The sequence below is a fragment of the Amycolatopsis sp. NPDC026612 genome (assembly GCF_040638285.1).
Lineage (GTDB): Bacteria > Actinomycetota > Actinomycetes > Mycobacteriales > Pseudonocardiaceae > Amycolatopsis.
The window spans coordinates 81965-99072 of sequence record NZ_JBEZYB010000014.1 but is presented as its reverse complement, the minus strand read 5'-3'; the positions used below and the strand labels follow the sequence as shown (position 1 = coordinate 99072).

At 65.2% G+C, this 17108-nt stretch carries 14 protein-coding genes; 4 read left to right on the top strand and 10 right to left on the bottom strand.

All coding sequences use genetic code 11. From position 1 onward, the window contains the following. Positions 1–3 precede the first annotated feature (3 nt). The 4 genes from iolD to iolC are packed head-to-tail and all read right to left on the bottom strand — an operon-like array spanning position 4 to position 4493. A complete protein-coding gene (iolD, locus tag AB0F15_RS16350) occupies positions 4–1863 on the bottom strand; it encodes a 3D-(3,5/4)-trihydroxycyclohexane-1,2-dione acylhydrolase (decyclizing) (protein ID WP_360270636.1) in 1860 nt (619 codons plus the stop codon). Beyond that, positions 1860–2681 carry a 5-deoxy-glucuronate isomerase gene (iolB, locus tag AB0F15_RS16345; protein ID WP_360270635.1) on the bottom strand — a complete coding sequence of 274 codons (822 nt, stop codon included), beginning with the start codon at positions 2679–2681 and terminating at the stop codon, positions 1860–1862. Before iolB ends, iolD begins: the two co-directional genes overlap by 4 nt. Then, positions 2678–3547 (bottom strand): aldolase, encoded by an 870-nt coding sequence (locus tag AB0F15_RS16340; protein WP_360270633.1) that lies wholly within the window; start codon positions 3545–3547, stop codon positions 2678–2680. The genes iolB and AB0F15_RS16340 overlap by 4 nt, the downstream gene beginning before the upstream one ends. After that, positions 3540–4493, bottom strand: a complete 954-nt coding sequence (gene iolC, locus AB0F15_RS16335; protein WP_360270631.1) for a 5-dehydro-2-deoxygluconokinase — start codon at positions 4491–4493, stop codon at positions 3540–3542. The genes AB0F15_RS16340 and iolC overlap by 8 nt, the downstream gene beginning before the upstream one ends. A gap of 139 nt (positions 4494–4632) precedes the next feature. Here iolC and AB0F15_RS16330 point away from each other — a divergent pair, with 139 nt between their 5' ends. Then, positions 4633–5646, top strand: a complete 1014-nt coding sequence (locus AB0F15_RS16330; protein ID WP_360270630.1) for a LacI family DNA-binding transcriptional regulator — start codon at positions 4633–4635, stop codon at positions 5644–5646. A 16-nt stretch (positions 5647–5662) separates the two neighbouring features. Here the strand turns inward: AB0F15_RS16330 and AB0F15_RS16325 are convergent, their stop codons facing one another. After that, a complete protein-coding gene (locus AB0F15_RS16325) occupies positions 5663–6244 on the bottom strand; it encodes a hypothetical protein (RefSeq protein WP_360270629.1) in 582 nt (193 codons plus the stop codon). Between the two features lie 602 nt (positions 6245–6846). Between AB0F15_RS16325 and AB0F15_RS16320 the strand changes: the two genes are divergently transcribed. Further along, entirely contained in the window at positions 6847–7332 is a 486-nt protein-coding gene (locus AB0F15_RS16320) for a hypothetical protein (RefSeq protein WP_360270627.1), read from the top strand. 734 nt (positions 7333–8066) lie between these two features. On the opposite strand, the gene AB0F15_RS16315 is transcribed toward AB0F15_RS16320, so the two are convergent. Continuing rightward, positions 8067–8906: a hypothetical protein gene (locus tag AB0F15_RS16315; RefSeq protein WP_360270625.1), complete on the bottom strand. Its 840-nt coding sequence runs from the start codon at positions 8904–8906 to the stop codon at positions 8067–8069. Positions 8907–9311: 405 nt separating this feature from the next. Continuing rightward, complete coding sequence (locus tag AB0F15_RS16310) at positions 9312–10088, bottom strand: Ltp family lipoprotein (protein WP_360270623.1); 777 nt, start codon at positions 10086–10088, stop codon at positions 9312–9314. Positions 10089–10571: 483 nt separating this feature from the next. Here AB0F15_RS16310 and AB0F15_RS16305 point away from each other — a divergent pair, with 483 nt between their 5' ends. Together AB0F15_RS16305 and AB0F15_RS16300 are read left to right on the top strand one after the other, a co-directional pair. Next, positions 10572–11936, top strand: coding sequence for a recombinase family protein (locus AB0F15_RS16305; protein WP_360270621.1), 1365 nt, complete (start codon positions 10572–10574; stop codon positions 11934–11936). Between the two features lie 389 nt (positions 11937–12325). Further along, positions 12326–14428 (top strand): tetratricopeptide repeat protein, encoded by a 2103-nt coding sequence (locus tag AB0F15_RS16300; RefSeq protein ID WP_360270619.1) that lies wholly within the window; start codon positions 12326–12328, stop codon positions 14426–14428. A gap of 117 nt (positions 14429–14545) precedes the next feature. Here AB0F15_RS16300 and AB0F15_RS16295 read toward each other — a convergent pair whose 3' ends face one another. The 3 genes from AB0F15_RS16295 to AB0F15_RS16285 form a co-directional block, all read right to left on the bottom strand. Beyond that, complete coding sequence (locus AB0F15_RS16295; RefSeq protein ID WP_360270617.1) at positions 14546–15043, bottom strand: hypothetical protein; 498 nt, start codon at positions 15041–15043, stop codon at positions 14546–14548. A gap of 271 nt (positions 15044–15314) precedes the next feature. After that, complete coding sequence (locus AB0F15_RS16290; RefSeq protein WP_360270615.1) at positions 15315–16379, bottom strand: DUF1524 domain-containing protein; 1065 nt, start codon at positions 16377–16379, stop codon at positions 15315–15317. Further along, complete coding sequence (locus AB0F15_RS16285; RefSeq protein ID WP_360270613.1) at positions 16376–17032, bottom strand: DUF262 domain-containing protein; 657 nt, start codon at positions 17030–17032, stop codon at positions 16376–16378. Before AB0F15_RS16285 ends, AB0F15_RS16290 begins: the two co-directional genes overlap by 4 nt. Positions 17033–17108 lie beyond the last annotated feature (76 nt).

Here is a 17108-nt window from a genome sequence, read left to right as displayed (position 1 = left end):
CTCCTAGAGGTAGTGCCGCTGGCCGCGCTTGGCGGCGGCGTAGTCGTCGCGGGCCTTGCGGGTGGTGTCCAGTTCGGACACTTCGCTCACCGGGACGTCCCACCAGCCGGATCCCGGCGGGTTCGGGCCGTAGAGGTCGGTTTCGGCGTGCACCACGGTCGTCTCGCGCGCAGCTTTGGCCTGGACCATGGCAGCTCGGAAATCGTCCACTGTGGACGCGCCGAGCACTTTGGCGCCGAGGCTGGCCGCGTTGGCGGCCAGGTCGACCGGGAGCACGCCGCCGTCGAGCCGGCCGGTGTCGCCGCGGTAGCGGTACTGCGTGCCGAACCGCTGCGAGCCCAGGGACTCCGACAGCGAGCCGATGGAGGCGAACCCGTGGTTCTGCACGAGCACCACGATCACCTTGAGCCCCTCGGACACCATGGTGACGAGCTCCTGGGCCATCATCAGGTAGGACCCGTCGCCGACGAGGACGACGACCTCGCGGTCCGGCGCCGCGAGTTTGACCCCGAGCCCGGCCGCGACCTCGTAGCCCATGCACGAGTAGGCGTATTCGACGTTATACGACTTGGGGTCGCGGGCTCGCCAGAGCATCTGCAGGTCACCGGGCAGCGAGCCGGCCGCGTTGATCACGACGTCGCGGTCGTCGAGGACGTCCTGCAACGCGCCGAGGATCTCCGTCTGCGCGGGCAGCGGTCCATGACCGGCCGAGAAGCAAGCCTCGGTGGTGCGTCGCCAGTCCTCGGCCAGCAGCCGGGTGCGGGTGCGGTGGGCGTCGTCGACCTGCCAGCCGTCGAGGGCTTCGCGCAGGGCTTCGATGCCGAGGCGGGCGTCGGCCTGCACCGGGATCGCCGAATGCTTGACCGCGTCGAGGCGGGTGACGTTCAGGTTGACGAACACCGGGTCGCCGAAGGCGGTGTGGCTCGCGGTGGTGAAGTCGCTGTAGCGGGTGCCGATGCCGAGCACGACGTCGGCTTCCGCGGCGAGGGTGTTGGCGGCCGCGGTGCCGGTCGAGCCGATGCCGCCGACCGCGCACGGGTGGTCCCCCGGCACCGTGCCCTTGCCCGCGTGGGTGTCGGCGACCGGGATGCCGGTGGCCGCGGCGAACGCGCGCAGCTGCTCGGTGGCCCCGGAGTAGACGACCCCTCCCCCGGCGATGATCAGCGGTTTCCGGGCCGTCCGCAGGGCCTCGGCGGCGCGCACCACGGCGTCGGGTTCGGGAACGGGCCGGCCGACGTGCCAGACGCGGCGGCGGAAGAACTCCGCCGGCCAGTCGTGGGCCTCGGCCTGGACGTCCTGGGGCAGGCAGAGCGTCACGGCGCCGGTCTCGGCCGGGTCGGTGAGGACCCGCATCGCCGCGAGAGCGGCCGGGATCAGCTGTTCAGGGCGGGTGATCCGGTCGAAGTACTTGGACACCGGGCGGAAGGCGTCGTTGACCGTGACGTCCCCGGCGCGGGTGTCCTCCAGCTGCTGTAGCACCGGATCCGGGCCGCGGCCGGCGAACATGTCACTGGGCAGCAGGAGCACCGGCAGGCGGTTGGTGGTGGCCAGCGCGGCGCCGGTGATCATGTTGGTGGAGCCGGGGCCGGTGGACGCGGTGCAGGCGAAGGTCGCCAGCCGGTCGCGGGTCTTGGCGTAGGCCGCGGCGGCGTGGACCATGCCCTGTTCGTTGCGGGCCAGGTAGTACGGCAGGTCGGCCTCGCCGGTCTCGGCGGCCTGCAGCAGGGCTTGGCCGACACCTGCGACGTTCCCGTGGCCGAAGATGCCGAAGCAGCCCGGGATCAGGCGCTGCTCGACACCGTCTCGTTCGCTGTACTGGTTGGCCAGGAAGCGGACGAGGGCCTGGGCGGTGGTCAGTCTCATCGTGTGGCCTCCCAGGTGCCGCGGATCCAGGCGTGCGCCGGGTCGTCGGTGATCAGCCAGGCGCGGTCCGCGCCGGGGCCGGCCATGACGTTGAGGTAGTGGAGGTCGTAGCCAGGCGCGGCCATCGACGGGCCGTGCCAGCCGTGCGGCACGAGCACGACGTCACCGGAGCGGACTTCGGCCAGCACGTCGATCGGGCGGTCTTCGGTGCCGTAGACACGCTGGTAGCCCACGCCGCCGCCGTCGACCTCGAAGTAGTAGATCTCCTCCAGCTCGCGTTCGTGGTCGCTGTGCTCGTCGTGCTTGTGCGGCGGGTAGGACGACCAGTTCCCGCCCGGGGTGAGGACCTCGCAGACCAGGAGCCGGTCGGCGTCGAATGTGGCGGGCAGGCAGTAGTTGTGCACGTGGCGGGCGCAGCTCCCGGCGCCGCGGGCTTCACGGGGGACGCCGGCGGCCGGGCCGTAGCGCGCGGGCAGGCGGTTCTCGCACCGCGCGGACGGCAGCGCGAAGCGGCCACCGGTGTCGCTGGTGATCGTCGCGCGGGCGTCCCGCGGGAGGTAGGCGAAGTCGGTGACACCGTCGAACACCCCGGCGCGGCCGGCCAGCTCGAACGTCTCGCCGTCGCAGCCGACCCGGGCGCCGCCGGACAGCGGGAGCACCAGGTGCTCGGCGTCGCCGGTCTCGATCGTCGCCGAGCCGCCGGAGGGCAGCTCGAGGACGCGCAGGCCCGAGTAGCCCCAGCCGGCCGACTCCGGCGTCACGACCGTCGCGAAGGGACCGTCGCAGGTGGACAGTGCGGGCAGGTGGTGTTTGCTCACAGCAGGCTCACCGCCCGGTCGACCGCGCCGGCGACGTCGCCGGAGGCCGGGTAGAGCAGGGACCGGCCGACGACCAGGCCCTGGACCGTCGGCTGGGCAAGTGCCTTGCGCCATGCGGCGAAGGCGGCTTCGGCGTCGGCCACCTCGCCGCCGAGCAGCAGCACCGGCAGGCTCGACGAGGCGAGCACGCGCGGCATGTCCTCGACGACGGGCAGCTTCAGCCACGTGTAAGCGCTGCGCCGGCCCAGCCCCGAGGCGATGGTGATCGACTTGATCACCGCCTCGGGGGACAGGTCGTTGCGGACCCGGCCGTCGTCCCAGCGGGACAGGAACGGCTCGACCATCGCGATCAGCCGCCGGTCGGCGAGCTCGTCGACGGCCCGGGCGCAGTTCTGCAGCACCGACGCGGTCGCCGGGTCGTCCAGGGCGATCCGGGTGAGCATCTTGCCGCCGTCGAACCCGAGCCCGGCGATCGTGGCGGCGTCGTGGCCGGTGAAGCGGTCGTCGATCTCGAACGCCGAGCCCGCGAGCCCGCCGCGGTTCATCGAGCCGAAGACACTCTTGCCGTCGAGCACGCCGAGCAGCAGCAGGTCTTCGAGGATGTCAGCGGTGCCGAGCACACCCGTGACCCCGGGGCGCTCCAAGGCGGTGCAGAGCCGGTCGAGGAGTTCGCCGCGGTCGGCCATCGCCGTCGGATCACCGCCGACGGCGTTCGCGCCGCGGGCCGGGTGGTCGGCGGCGATGATCATCGCGCGGCCGGTGTCGCCCAGCACGGACTTGGCCTTGACGCGGTTCGCGGCGGCTTCGGCGACGGCGCCGGGGTTCTCCACCCGGGTGGTCACGAGGTGGCGGATGCGGTCAGACACCGGCCACCGCCGCGAGCCGGGCCAGCACCTGGGCTTCGGTGGGCATGGCGTCGGCACAGGACAGCTCGCCGGCGACGTGCGCGCCGGCGGCGTTGGCGAACTCGACGGTGCGGCGGGTGTCCCAGCCCGAGAGCAGGCCGTGGCAGAGCGCGCCCCCGAACGCGTCGCCGGCGCCGAGTCCGTTGACGACCTCGACCGGAACCGGCGGCACCTCGACGTCGCCGTCGTCGTCGACGGCCAGGACACCGCGCGGTCCCTGCTTCACGACCGCGAGCGAAACTCCCCTGTCCCGCAACGCCTTCGCGGCCTCGTGCGGGTCGCGCAGGCCGACCGCGGTCTCGCACTCGTCGAGGTTCCCGGCGGTGACGGTGACCAGCTCCAGCGCCCGACCGACCCACTGCCGCGCTTCTTCGCGCGAGGTCCAGAACATCGGCCGGTAGTCCAGGTCGAGCACGGTGGTCCCGCGGCGGCCGCGGGCTTCCAGCGCGGCGAGGGTCGCGGTCCGGCTCGGTTCCTGGCACAGCCCGGTGACGGTGACCCAGAAGACGTCGGCGGCGCGAACGGCGTCGAAGTCCACCTCGTCTGGCGTGATGTCCAGGTCCGGTGCCTTGGGGGCGCGGTAGAAGTACAGCGGGAAGTGGTCCGGCGGGAAGATCTCGCAGAACGTCACCGGCGTCGGCAGGTGCGCCGACTCCCCCACGAACCGGTCCGACACGGCGTAACCGGCGAGTGCCTTGCGGGCGAACCGGCCGAACGGGTCGGCGCCGACCTTCGTGACCACCGCGGATCGCCGGCCGTACCGGGCGGCGGCGACGGCGACGTTGGTCGCGCTGCCGCCCAGGAACTTGCCGAACGACGTGACGTCCTCGAGTCCGACCCCGATCTGGTGGGGGTAGACGTCCACCCCGATCCGCCCCATGGTCAGGACTTCGAACTCCGGTTCCACCCGCGCACCTCCACCGCGTCGCAGCTACTGTCGCGCTCTACTAGCGCGCTCTAGTGACTGGGACTATGCTGGGTGGCATCCGAAGATGTCAAGGGCCTGGAACAATCGGGCCCCGACTGGAGCAGAGGCGGGAGCGGGCGTGCGCGAGGGCGAACTCACGAGCAGGTCGAAGCCGACGATGGCCGACGTGGCCGCGAAGGTCGGTGTCTCCCGCGCCCTCGTGTCCCTGGTGTTCCGCGGCCAGCCCGGGGCGAGCCAGGAGACGCGCGACCGCGTGTTCGCCGCCGCCGAAGAACTCGGCTACCACCCCGACAACGCCGCCCGGCTGCTGGCCCGCGGACGCAGCCGGACGCTCGGCGTGATGGTGACGGTGCACCAGTCGTTCCAGGCCGACCTGGTCGAAGGCATCTACCCTGAAGCCGAGCGGCTCGGCTACGACGTCCTGCTGTCGGCGACGGCACCGACACGGGACGAGGCCAAGGCCGTCGAGGCCCTGCTGAGCCACCGCTGCGAAGCGCTGATCCTGCTCGGCCCGAACGCCGAGCGCTCAGCGCTCGACGAACTGGGCCGCCGCGCCGTCGTGGCCGTGGTGGGCCGCCGGCTGCCGGGCGTGCGGGTCGACAGCATTCACACCGCCGACACCAAGGGCATCCGGCAGGCCGTCGACCACCTCGTCGACCTCGGCCACCGCCACATCGTGCACGTCGACGGCGGCAAGGAGCCGGGCTCGGCCGACCGGCGCCGGGCCTACCGCGCCGCCGTGCGGCGGCACAAACTGCCCGACCGCGTCCTGCCCGGCGCGCACGACGAAGAAGCGGGCATGGCCGCGGCGCGGCAGCTGCTCAGCGAGGACTCGCTGCCGACCGCCGTCGTCGCCGGCAACGACCGGTGCGCGATCGGGCTCATGCACACCTTCGGCCGGGCCGGCCTCGAGTTCCCCCGCGACATTTCGATCGTCGGCTTCGACGACAACCACCTGTCACACCTCTCGCACATCGACCTCACCACGGTCCACCAGGACGCCGCCGGGCTGGCCCAGGCCGCGGTCCACGCCGCGACGAGCCGCCTCGAAGACGAGTCCCGCGCCCCGGCGGAGATCGTCCTGGATCCCAAGCTCGTCGTCCGCGGCACGACCGGCCCGCCCCCGCCCTGACACGGCCGGGCCGCGCTCAGTACGGCCGGACGGGTCCGGCCATCGCGGCCATCCGCAGCGGAGCCGATTCCCACTGGGAGGCGCCACTGTTCTCCAGCTCCATCAACCGCAGGCTGGTGTCGCCCACGAGCCGGACCCAGTCGCGGCGGCGCGCCATGAACGCGGCCAGTCCCGCCGGGACCGCGCCCGCCTTGGTGAGTTGCGGGCGCTCCGCAATGGCGCGGTTGTCTGTAGCGAACCGACGGACGCGTTGCTCAAGCGTGGCGTTCTCCGTAGTGATCTGCGTGTTCGACGACGCCTCACGGCTGCGCAACGCCAGCGGAGTCAAGCAATCCGACCTCGAAGCCACGCTCGCGTGCGACAGGCAACGCCGCCGTGCCCACAACCGCCCTTGCTGCGGCGTCGAGGCGCCCATGGCGTCGTTCGAGTCAAAGTCCGACCGCGCCGAGGCCTCGAATTTCTTCGCGCTCGCGGCGAAGTCGGTGTTCGCTGCCGTGGCCTTGATCTTCCAAGCCTCATACGCATCAACGACGTTGCTGCACAGGTCGCTGGTCGCCTTCGTGCCGAAGATTTCGATATGCGCCAATGCGTCGAGCATCTTGTCGCGGAGCTTCCGATGGTCCTCGACTGTCTCGCAGCGTGGTATTTCGTCAGGCACGAAACCCACGCGTAGGCCTCGCGCATGAAGTCCTGACTCTTCGCTCGCTTGCCTGATAGGCGGTGACCATCGGCGCGACCGCGGTACCGGTCAGCCAGATGGCCGCACCCAACAGGGCTGCGGCTGCTGCGTCCATCAGCACCTCCCGGCCACGTCGATCTGGTGATCATTAGTCGATCCTGAGCCTGCTGGCGTTTCACGGAGCCAGACTGCGGCGTTATCGGCATCGCTCTCGTCGGCAGGCACCTGCGCCACGACGACGAAGTCGACCGGTTGGTCCCTGGCCAGATCGAACGGCTCGGCAGGCAAACGCATGAGGCGCTCTCACGGATACCTGCCCCAGTCTTTCGGACCACTCTGGCAACGTGAGGGTTACAGACCACAAGCGCCGGGGAATAGAGCGTTATACGCCGTAATCTCGACGACACCTCGGCTGAGCTGTTCGGGCTAACGTTCCGAAGCTCACCGTCATGACCCCAGGATAAATGCATCCGATCAGAGTGATCCCCCCTCGACCACTCCCCGAGTCAGCTACAGAAACGGTGGACCTCCTCGCGCAGTGGATGATCACCGGCAGAGCTACCCGCCTCTCTCCCCCACCGCAGCCCGGTGGCGGGTTGCGGTTCGCCTTCTACGGCCGCACCTCGACCACCCGCCATCAAGATCGCGTGTCATCACAGGGCTGGCAGCGCGACATGGCCGAAGACCTCATCACCGGACACGGCCGGATCCTCACCGCCTACTTCGACTCCGGCACCTCACGACGCATCCCCTGGTCGCAGCGACCCCAAGCCTCTCAACTGATGGCCACGATCTCCGCCCCAGAGCACGCGATCGATGCGATCGTGGTCAGCGAGTATGAACGCGCCTTCACCGGCAAACAATTCGCCACCCTCCACACCTGGTGCACACGCGTCTATCTGCGGAGCCGCCGTTCCCATTGGTCAGCGTGGGAGAGACCGTCGCGGAGCTGGTCAACGGTCGCGTCTCCGACTTTCACCCGCATAGACCGGCAAAGCTGGGCGTAGACCTGTCGGCGGGTACCGCCACCCAGCTTCACGATCAAACCCGCGGCATAGTGAAACGCCTCCTCGAGTTCGCGCCGGTCCTGGTCGTCGTCGTACAAGTCCGGCTCAGAGGACCAACAACGGCCGCACCAGTCGAATATGTCCTCGACCGCCTCCTCACCACACCAGCAGATCGCCTCGTCACAGGAGTCGCAGATATTGCTCGCCGAATCGGAATCGGAGGTGCCGGCCCTGGCCCGCGAGACGCACCGGCGACCCGCGCACCGCTCCCGGAGCCGTTCGGCCGTTTCCCAGCCGCCGACCTCTTCCTCGCAACGTTCACAACGCGCGAACGGCTCCGCCACCGGACGGCAGCCGCATGCGACACAGACCGATCCCGGGCAGCGACCGCAGGCGACCATCGATCCACCATCACTCCCGGCTTCCCCGGCGAGCGAAAACTCGGACTGGCACTTGCCGACGCACGGCTCGTCATCGGCCGGCGGCATTACGAAGTGACGAGGCACTACCCTGCTCAGCGCGGTCTGCGCCTGCTGGTACGTCTCGCCGGTCTCGGCCATGCGGGCGCGGACAGCGGTTTTGGGGATGCGGCGACCATGCACAATGACTCTCGCTCCAGCAGGCGCCCACGCATCACCCGCCGACTCGAGACGACGGACAGAACTCACCATGCCCGGGTGCGCGAGAGCCTTTGGATCGGATAGCCCGGTGCGCCAGTCCGTGACCTTCGCCCCTCACCAATGAGCCGCGTGGGTGGCTCCGGTGTGGACCGGCGGGCGCATCCGCCGAATAGCGTCAAAGTATAGAACACGCACGGCATCCGCAAGCGAGAGGGGAAGGCACCTTGGCTGACCGCCATCACACAACTCCAGTACCAGGGCACGCACGTGCCGACGTCCAGGACGTCGCGGTAGGCGCGGAACCGGTCGCACACGCCGTCCATGATCAGCCGGCGGCGCATCGGACACCCGCATCCGGTAGCGGTGATCGACCAGTCCTTCCCGGTGAACCAGCAGATGACGACGCTCGAACGGCTCGACCACACCCGGCCATTCCGCACTTCCTGCCGTGACGTCGACTCCCAGTAAGCTGTCGAGGTGGGAACGCCACGCCGGGAGACCGCCCACCATCAGCTTCCGAACATCGGTCTCCAGTTGTGGATCGCTGATATCGGAGTAGCGATCCCGGGTCATCAGTTCGCGCCGCAGTATCCGAAGGATGCAGACCTCCACGTGACCGCAGATCGCCGCAAGCAATGCTCGCAGCAGGAGTGGCTTGCGCGGACGGCGAAGGGTTGCGGCGACGTACGCCGCGACGTACAGCTCGGCTCCGGGCTGCCCAGCGAACTCCGTACGCAGCCGAGTAGCGATTCGCTCGACAATCACGTCGGGCTGGAGGCGCCGGGCGATCATTGCGAACGGATCAGCTGTCATCTCATCAACAGCAATGCCGTCTCCGTCGAACGCTGCGGCGACGAGCGCGCTCGCCTCTAGCTCGGCCTCGGCGAAGACGTCGTCCACTCGGCTTGGGACGTCTGGGGAGATGCCAGCCTGCCGCGCTGCATCGTCGGCCACTTCCCTAGGTGAACGGGTATCGGAGCGCGCGGCGATCTCATCGGCGATCTGGATCAGCTCACGGCATCCAACTCCGGGCGGCTGTCAGCACGCACCACAGCATCTGAACCACAGATTCCTTTGCCCGTTTCGCATTTCCACGCGGTCATGGACGATAACCTGGTCCACTTATCGTCGCCGTGACCTGAGGCCTCCGCGAGGACCCCGCCCGCTACTTCCGGCTACGCATCAGGCGATGGTCAACGCGACGCGCCCCCATAGAAGACGCCGGCCGCGTTGCTGGAACGCCTTACCCGCTTCCCGGCGCGAGACGCTCGACTCCCGTGCTCGGCGACGATCGGCGACCAATTCCGCGACAGGTCGTATGGGTGAGGACTTCCGTTACTCCCGTTGGTTGCGGCGGATCTACTTGCAGGCTGCAGTCTGGCCAGCCCCATAGGCGGCCTGGGCCTTTGTGAAGCCGTCACCCGCCGACGATGACAGCTGCTGCTTCAACCCCGAGCAAGAGAACGACGTGAAGCTCAAGTAGTTCTCCGCCGACTTGACCGCCTGCGCGTTCCAGTCCACCGACAGGCTGTCGACGGCCTGGGTCGCCACATCCTTCGGGAACCCGTCGCCGGCCGACGAGGACAGCTGCCGGATCAGGCCGTTGCGCGAGAACGCGGTGAAGCTCAGGTAGTTCTGGGCGGAGGCGCGGGCCTGCTCGACCTGCGGCGGGAACTTGGGTGCTTCGCTCGTGGTGGGTGCCGACGGCTCGACCGGAGCAGTGGCCGCGGCCGAAGCGGCGGCGTCGTTCAGGTTGGGGCTGGTGGTCTGAACGTGGTCGGGCGCGGCGACCGAGCTGGTCAGGGCAGCGGCGGGCATCCCGTTGGCGGCGTCGTTGACCGCCTTGCCGAAGGCCGCGGTCCAGAGCACGCAGATGACCAGCCCAATCGCCGACAGCACGACGGCGGTGATGGCCAGCCCCTTGTTGCTCGCCTGGCCCCGGTTGGCGCGCAGCGTCCCGACGATGCCGAAGATCAGCCCGAGGATCGTCAGCGGCCACGCGACGATCCCGATGATCGGGATGAACGCAAAGATCAACCCGATCAGGCCGAGCACGAACCCGGCCGTGCCGAGGCCGTTCTTGGGCTGGTTCGCCACCGGCATCGGCACCGACGGCGGCATGGGGGCGTAAGACACGGGGCTGCCTCTTTCAGTCCAGCGGCGACGCAACGGAACGCGTCACGCTCTGTGGCATTCGTCGACATCCGCATCCCGCGCGTAACAGTGCCCGAAAGCCGCCTCCGGTCACGAAAAGGACTCAGCCGACGATGTTCACGATCATTTCCGCTGGTGACCGCAGTGAGCGACTGACTCACCACCGTTACCTAGGGTAATAAATTGAAACTTCAAGTTCACTCGTTCGGCGCAAGAGGAGACGTGGGACGTCGCCCCGAGCTGAGTTACGACATGAGCGCTTACTGTCACTGGCTGGTGGCGAGCCTGCGAGACGACGACCCACCCTCACCTCCGGAGCTGCGGAAAACGCGTGCGTCGGGAGCGCCGCGGGCTAGATGACGCGTTGACTGCGCTGATCGGATGAACCACTCAGAGCCCGCCGTCATGACCCAACGGCCGCGACATCCGTCCAACGTGATCCCACCGCACCCGCCCCCGCGTTACGTGACCGCACCACTCGCCGGCACGGCCGACCTGCTGGCGCAGTGGATGAAAAGCAAGAAGCCGACAACCACTACTGCCCGCCCCGACCACGGCAGTGGCTTGCGGTTCGCCTTCTACGGCCGGACCTCGACCACCCGCCATCAAGACCGCGTGTCGTCACAGGGCTGGCAACGCGACATGGCCGATGAGCTGGTCGGGGGCCACGGCCAGGTCGTCGCCGCCTACTTCGACGCCGGCACCTCACGCCGAGTCCCATGGCGACAGCGAACGCAGGCTGTCCAGCTGATGACCGAGGCGTCGAGTCCAGAATCCATGATCGATGCGATCGTGGTTGGCGAGTACGAACGTGCCTTCACCGGCACCCAGTTCAGCACCCTCTACGCCTGGTGCACCCGGCACGGTATTCAGCTCTGGCTGCCCGAAACCGGGGGCCCGGTCGATCTCGGCAACTCCGATCATCGGGCGCTGATGTCGCTGCTGGCCACCCAGTCGCAGCGCGAAGTGCTCCGCGCCCGGCACCGGGTGTTGGCGGCGATGCACAACCAAGCCACCCAGCAGGGCCGCTACCTCGGTGGCCGACCGCCCTACGGCTACCGTCTCGTCGACGCTGGCCCGCATCCCAACCCCGCCGACGCCCGCTGGGGCCGACGGCTGCAACGCCTCGCTCCCGATCCCCAAACCGCGCCGCACGTGAGCTGGATGTTCCGGCAACGTCTCGCTGGGCACAGCGTCGCCAGCATCGCCCGGCATCTCAACGAGCGCGGTGTCCCCTGCCCGTCCATTGCCGACCCGGACCGCAACCGCCATCGGACCCGCGACGCCTGGACACTGCGCACCGTCGCCGTCATCCTGGCGAACCCGCGCTACACCGGCCGCCAGACCTGGAACCGCCGCGCCACCGACACCAGCGGCCCAGCCGCAACGCCGGCCCTGTCAGCGAAGGCCGCCCATCCGGCGCTCGTCACCGAACAGGACTTCATCGCCGCCCAGCAGATCCGAGCGGCGCGACCGGCCAGTGACGGCCGGGCTCGCCGGTTCGCCTTGGCCGGCCTGATCCACTGCGGTGTCTGCGACCGGCGGCTGGACTCGCACTGGAACCATGGACGCCCGACCTACCGCTGCCGCCACGGCCACACCAGCACCCAACGCGCGAGCCAAGAGCGACCGAAGACGCTCTACATCCGCGAAGACCATCTCATCGATCAGATCAACATCAGACTTGGAGGCCAGATCAGCGACGGCTGCACCAGGCTCGAGCCTGACCGAACACGACACAGACACGTGGCAGCAACACTGCGCGACTCAGGAAAGATCATCGTCTACAACGGCACCGGATGGCGCCTGAAAGAGATCGATTCGAGCTAGGCCTCGAGCACCCCAGTTCCAAGATCGCGTTTCGCGATCCGTGGGGTAATACTGTGTCCGAGGACGATCTTGCTCACTATCTACACGGCTGTTCCTCGGTTGATTTACGCTCGTTTGTTGCGGTTGGCCGAGCTTCTGCTATGGGGCGATGATGTGCCCAAGACGGGCTTGCATGTTGACCACAACGCTTTCGCCACGCTGATCGAGCACGTTTCAGCAGGTCAGCACCACATTGGCGCCCTTGCCCCTCGGAACTCAGACCTGTTCGTGACCGCACACCGAAGACCGTTCTCATGAACAGCGACCGACTCTGCCGTGGCGCGAACGCACGGTCACACACAGTGTCGGCTGTGCTCCGTGAGGGTGGAGCTGCAGAGGAAGCCACTGGGGTGACGCTGCTGGACGACACACTGATGTGCATGGTGCGAGACGCGGACAAGGTCGGTTCGGATTGCGTACCGCGGCAGTTGCCCTCGACGGTTCGAGATTTCACCGGCCGGACCGACTACCTTGCGGCGTTGGATGCGCTGATCTCGAGAGAAGACGACGCGCCGCCGTCCGGTGCGGTAGTGATCTCGGCAGTAGACGGAACCGCTGGCATCGGCAAGACAACTTTGGCGGTGTACTGGGCACACCAGATGCAACATCATTTTCCAGACGGCACCCTATACGTCAATCTGCGTGGCTACGGCCCGGGTGAACTCGCCACCCCCGGTGAGGCCTTGGGCGGATTCCTCAGCGCGTTGGGGATTCCGGCCGAACGAATGCCGCCAGGCGTCGAGGCACAGGCCGGGCTGTATCGGTCGTTGCTTGCGGAGCGACGAGTCTTGGTTGTGCTCGACAACGCCAAGAGTGCCGAGCAGGTCCGGCCATTGCTTCCGGCCTCAGCTGGCTCGGTCGTCGTGGTGACCAGCCGTGACAGCCTCACCGGCCTTGTCGTCACCGAAGGTGCGACAAGGCTAACGCTCGATCTTCTCAGCCTCAACGAGGCCATGGCGTTAGTAGCGGGTATCGTCGGCGCGTTGCGTGCGGAGGCCGAGCCCGACGCACTGGCGGAACTTGTCCGGCTATGCGCCCGGCTGCCGCTGGCGTTACGGATCGCCGCCGGACGGGTCGCCATCGGCCCGCAAACCACCGTGGCCGAAGTGGTCGACGAACTGACCGACGATCGCTACCGGCTCGACGTACTCAGCCGCAACGGAGATGAACGAGCGGCGTTGCGCGCAGTCTTCGATTGGTCCTACGAGCAATTGATGCCGGTACAAGCGCGGCTGTTCCGGCGGTTGGGCCTGCATCCTGGCCCTGACCTCAGCCTCCATGCCGCCGCCGCACTCGCCGACCTTAAGCTATCTGAAGTTCGCCGACAACTGGAGAGCCTATCCACCGCTCACCTAATTGAACCGGTAAGTGGAAGCCGATACCGATTCCATGACTTGCTGCGCACCTACGCCTGCGACCAGGCCCTCCGATTCGACACCAACGAGGACCGAAGCTACGCCGTTGAACGCTTTCTCAACTGGTACGGTGACACTGCATATAGATGCGATGAGCTGCTATATCCTGCCCACCCTCGGACCCAGCGGACATACAAATGTTCTAGTCATCAATCACCGGAAATCAAAGACTCGACACAAGCACTGGCCTGGCTCGAAGCCGAACGTGCAACCATGCTGCCCGCCCTTCAGCAGGCCGTGGACAATGAACTAAATGCACAGGCAGTACATCTGGCGCAGAATAGCCGATTCCTCAGCCGACACGGCAGATGGGTCGATGAGCTTCGAGGTGCCCAGCTTGGCCTGGTCGCAGCTGAGCGCTCCGGTGATCGTGTGGCTGAAACACGATTTCGCAACTGGTTAGGCGAGGTATTAATTACAGCAGAAAGATGGAATGAAGCACTTGAAAATCTTGAACATGCATTGACCCTGGCTCGAGATATCCCCGTAAACCGCCAACTGGCCAACGCGCTCAACGGCATCGGCCTACTTCGCTGCCTACAGGGGCAGTTCGAAGAGGGGTTGCCCTATCTTCATGAGGCATTGCCGTTGAGTCGAGGTGTCGACACTGGCCGTCTCGAGGCGGTAATCCAGGGCAATCTAAGCTCTGCATTTACGGGTCTTGGCCTCTACAAGCAGGCACTTGAACACGGTGAACACGGCCTTATCTTGCGTCGCCGTGCCGGCGATCTGGCTGGTGCGGTTTATGCCATGTATTGGCTGGCGCGAGCCTGGCAAGGACTAGGTCAACACCGGAAGGCCATTGCGTTGTGTCGGGACGCAATAGCTGATGGCCGAACTGTTGACTACACTCCCCAGGCAGTCGCCGAACCTCTTGACACGCTCGGGATAGCGTTACACTCGACTGGTCGCTGCGCCGATGCAGTCCAATGTTGGCGCGAAGCAGCGACCTTATTCGACGGCTACAACCGGCCCCATCGTGCCGCCGAGGTCCGAGCCCGCATCGAGGCAGCCGAAGCTGCCCTCGGTGGCTCGTAGCGGACTGCGAGCTTGTCGTAACGAGTGGCCACGGCGCGGTGGCGTTTGAGTCGGTTGAATGCCGCACCCACCGCGTGGCTCTGCTTATAGATCTCGGGGTCGAATGCCGACGGCCGCCTACCCCTTCAAATCATTCGACTGCTCGGCGGCCTTGAAATTCTGTCGCCTATACTCTCTGGCAACTCCAGCGACGTGTTCGAAATTCTCGCCGTAATTGACGAGGTCAGTGGTCACTCGAAAATCTCCTACATACCATTCAAGCTTATCCCAAGAACGAACATAGAGACCGGAATACATATCCAATAAAATTCCTATCGGCACAAGGCCACGCCGTGCCAGCAGGGCGACGCGTTCATGCAATTCAATCACACTGCCAAATGCTTTGCGCTCTTCTGTACTTAAACTCGTTGATGCATTAGCGGTAGATTCAAGGACCGTATCTCTATCCGAGCACGCCTGCGGCGAGTGGAACTCTTGAAACATTTTGTTCAGAGCCTCAGCCAATCTTGCTCGATTTGCAAGCCTAAACTGAAGGGTCGCAATGCCAACGGAAATCATCACGATTAAACTTGAAATTATCGGTGCTATCGCACCTGCAAGCTGTAGCAGTGACATCCTCACTCCTCCACTTCGCCAACCAGACCATAACAATCGCCGCAATGCTCGGGAAACAGATCAACCAGGACTGTGACCGAGTTAGAACGCGCGATAGTCGCACCCGGCGCCTTGCGGTTATCAAAGACGTCAACAAAGCAACAAGATAACAGGAAGGCGGCCGCTTGCATCAGAGGTGCCGCCTTGACTGAATTACGAACCGGCTGACGCGCATTCAGGTCGCGTCTTTGACATCATGATGCCCCCGCGATCCCGAGCCACAGATCCGCCTTCATGACATTTTCCAGAAGTTAACTGCAAGGTCCGCCAACTTGCGTTGCCTTTCCTCAATACTGATCATGTTCCATTCTTGCGCTTCTCCAACTATCATAGTCAGAGAAAGAGTCGATGCACCTAAAATTGGCTTCTTCTCCACAAAGGAAGCATTCCCAATAGTCTTATTTTCGCCGGCGCGCAGAAGAACTTGATTACCGAGCCTATATGCATATTCAGTCTGACGGTCAGATGGAATTGATTTATCCCATTCTTTGGTGGCCGACTGCGGCAGGACATGCTCTAGGTTGAGTTCGCGCGTGTTTGGGTTAGCAACAAACTCCGGAGACTGACCAGGGCGACGGTTTTCTATTTCAAGAGACCGGAGATAGTATCTGGAGTACGATGGCCGGCGGACAACTGCAGTGGAAAAGTCTTTTCTAAACTGCTCATCCGAAGGCAGGATTGTGGCGAGTTCACCAATGACCTTCTTGGCGGTTGTTACCGAACCTTCGGAGATAGCTCTTGCCACCTCAGCGATTACTCGTTCAGCCTTGCTCCCTTCAGCTGTGCGAGAAATTCGCATTCGCACTGCTGCCGAAACAGCCAGCCTCAACAGTTGGGCTAGTTGCGAGTTTGTAAAGTTTAGCATTGCCGCCAGCAGAATCGGCCGCAGCCGTTCAACCTCCAGCGTACGCAATGCTTCCACGTTCTCAGAAGCACCGGATTGAACGGTTGGCCAAAACGCGGGATCCGCTCCCAAGAGGCGACTATACGCCTGCGCCGCAACTTTCAGTTCCTCACTGAAAGAAACGGCGTCCGACGGAGTGGTCAAGCGCCGCTCTTTCACCCGGACAAAAATTTCACGTTCCCGCGTTGGTCCTTGCTGACTTGTGAAGTAATATCGTAGGAAGTCGGTGAATTTACTCCCGGTACCAGTCGCTTGTTCGATATAGGCGGTAGTACTTACCCAACGATCATGACACTCACTCAAGCGAGAGGCTGCGCGGCTATAGATGTAATTCTTTGTCAGGTCAGCGATAGTTAGATCGATTCCCCGATCGTTTAGAGTCTCGAAAATCAAGAAAGCGTCGGACTCGGTGGAACCGTAACGGTGATAACTAGTGCTCGCTCATGAATGAGGTCAACCCAGTCAACTAGTCGGTCCGCCCATTTGTCACCCATACTCGCCGTGTGCACCTCTATTTGACCACTCAAGAAATCCATCGCTTTTGCCAAAAGTCGATGACTTTGTGGAGCGCGTCGGTCCAACGACCGACGAGTACCTTCGATGAGACTTTGCAAGAAGTCGTTGTCGGTCGCACCGAGGCGAAGCCGCGACTCCTTCTCCCGTGTCCGCAAGTCGCGAGATGCAATGTACCGTTTTTCGATATCATCACCCCGACTATCTCCTCTCTTTCTGAATGCGTCACGAATCGCAAGTATCAGCAAGAAGGCCGTCGTTAGCCGCTGCTGCCCGTCAATTATGAACGACCTACCAGACGCGGAAAGAGTTTCAACATAATCCGACGAGTCTGACAGGACAACGGTCCCCAAGAAATATGCTTCATCAGACTTAGAGGCCACAGCTTGCTCGAGATCTTTCCAGAAGTCTTCAACCTCATCTCTTCCCTCGCCCGACCCCCATGCGAACGCCCTTTGATAGGTAGGGACACCGAAACGGCGCTGAGTCAGTAGCGCCCCAAGCCCGACACTGTCAATCGTGTACTTCGACAAGTTTTCGACTCCTTCGGTATTGAGGTTGCAGGCATGCCGCGGCGACAAGAGCTGCGGTCTGCATATTGCATCGTCT

Coding starts and splice junctions, on each gene's coding strand:
- AB0F15_RS16295 (WP_360270617.1), bottom strand. CDS start 15,043: ATGTCACTGCTACAGCTTGCAGGTGCGATAGCACCGATAATTTCAAGT.
- AB0F15_RS16325 (WP_360270629.1), bottom strand. CDS start 6,244: ATGCTCGACGCATTGGCGCATATCGAAATCTTCGGCACGAAGGCGACC.
- iolD (WP_360270636.1), bottom strand. CDS start 1,863: ATGAGACTGACCACCGCCCAGGCCCTCGTCCGCTTCCTGGCCAACCAG.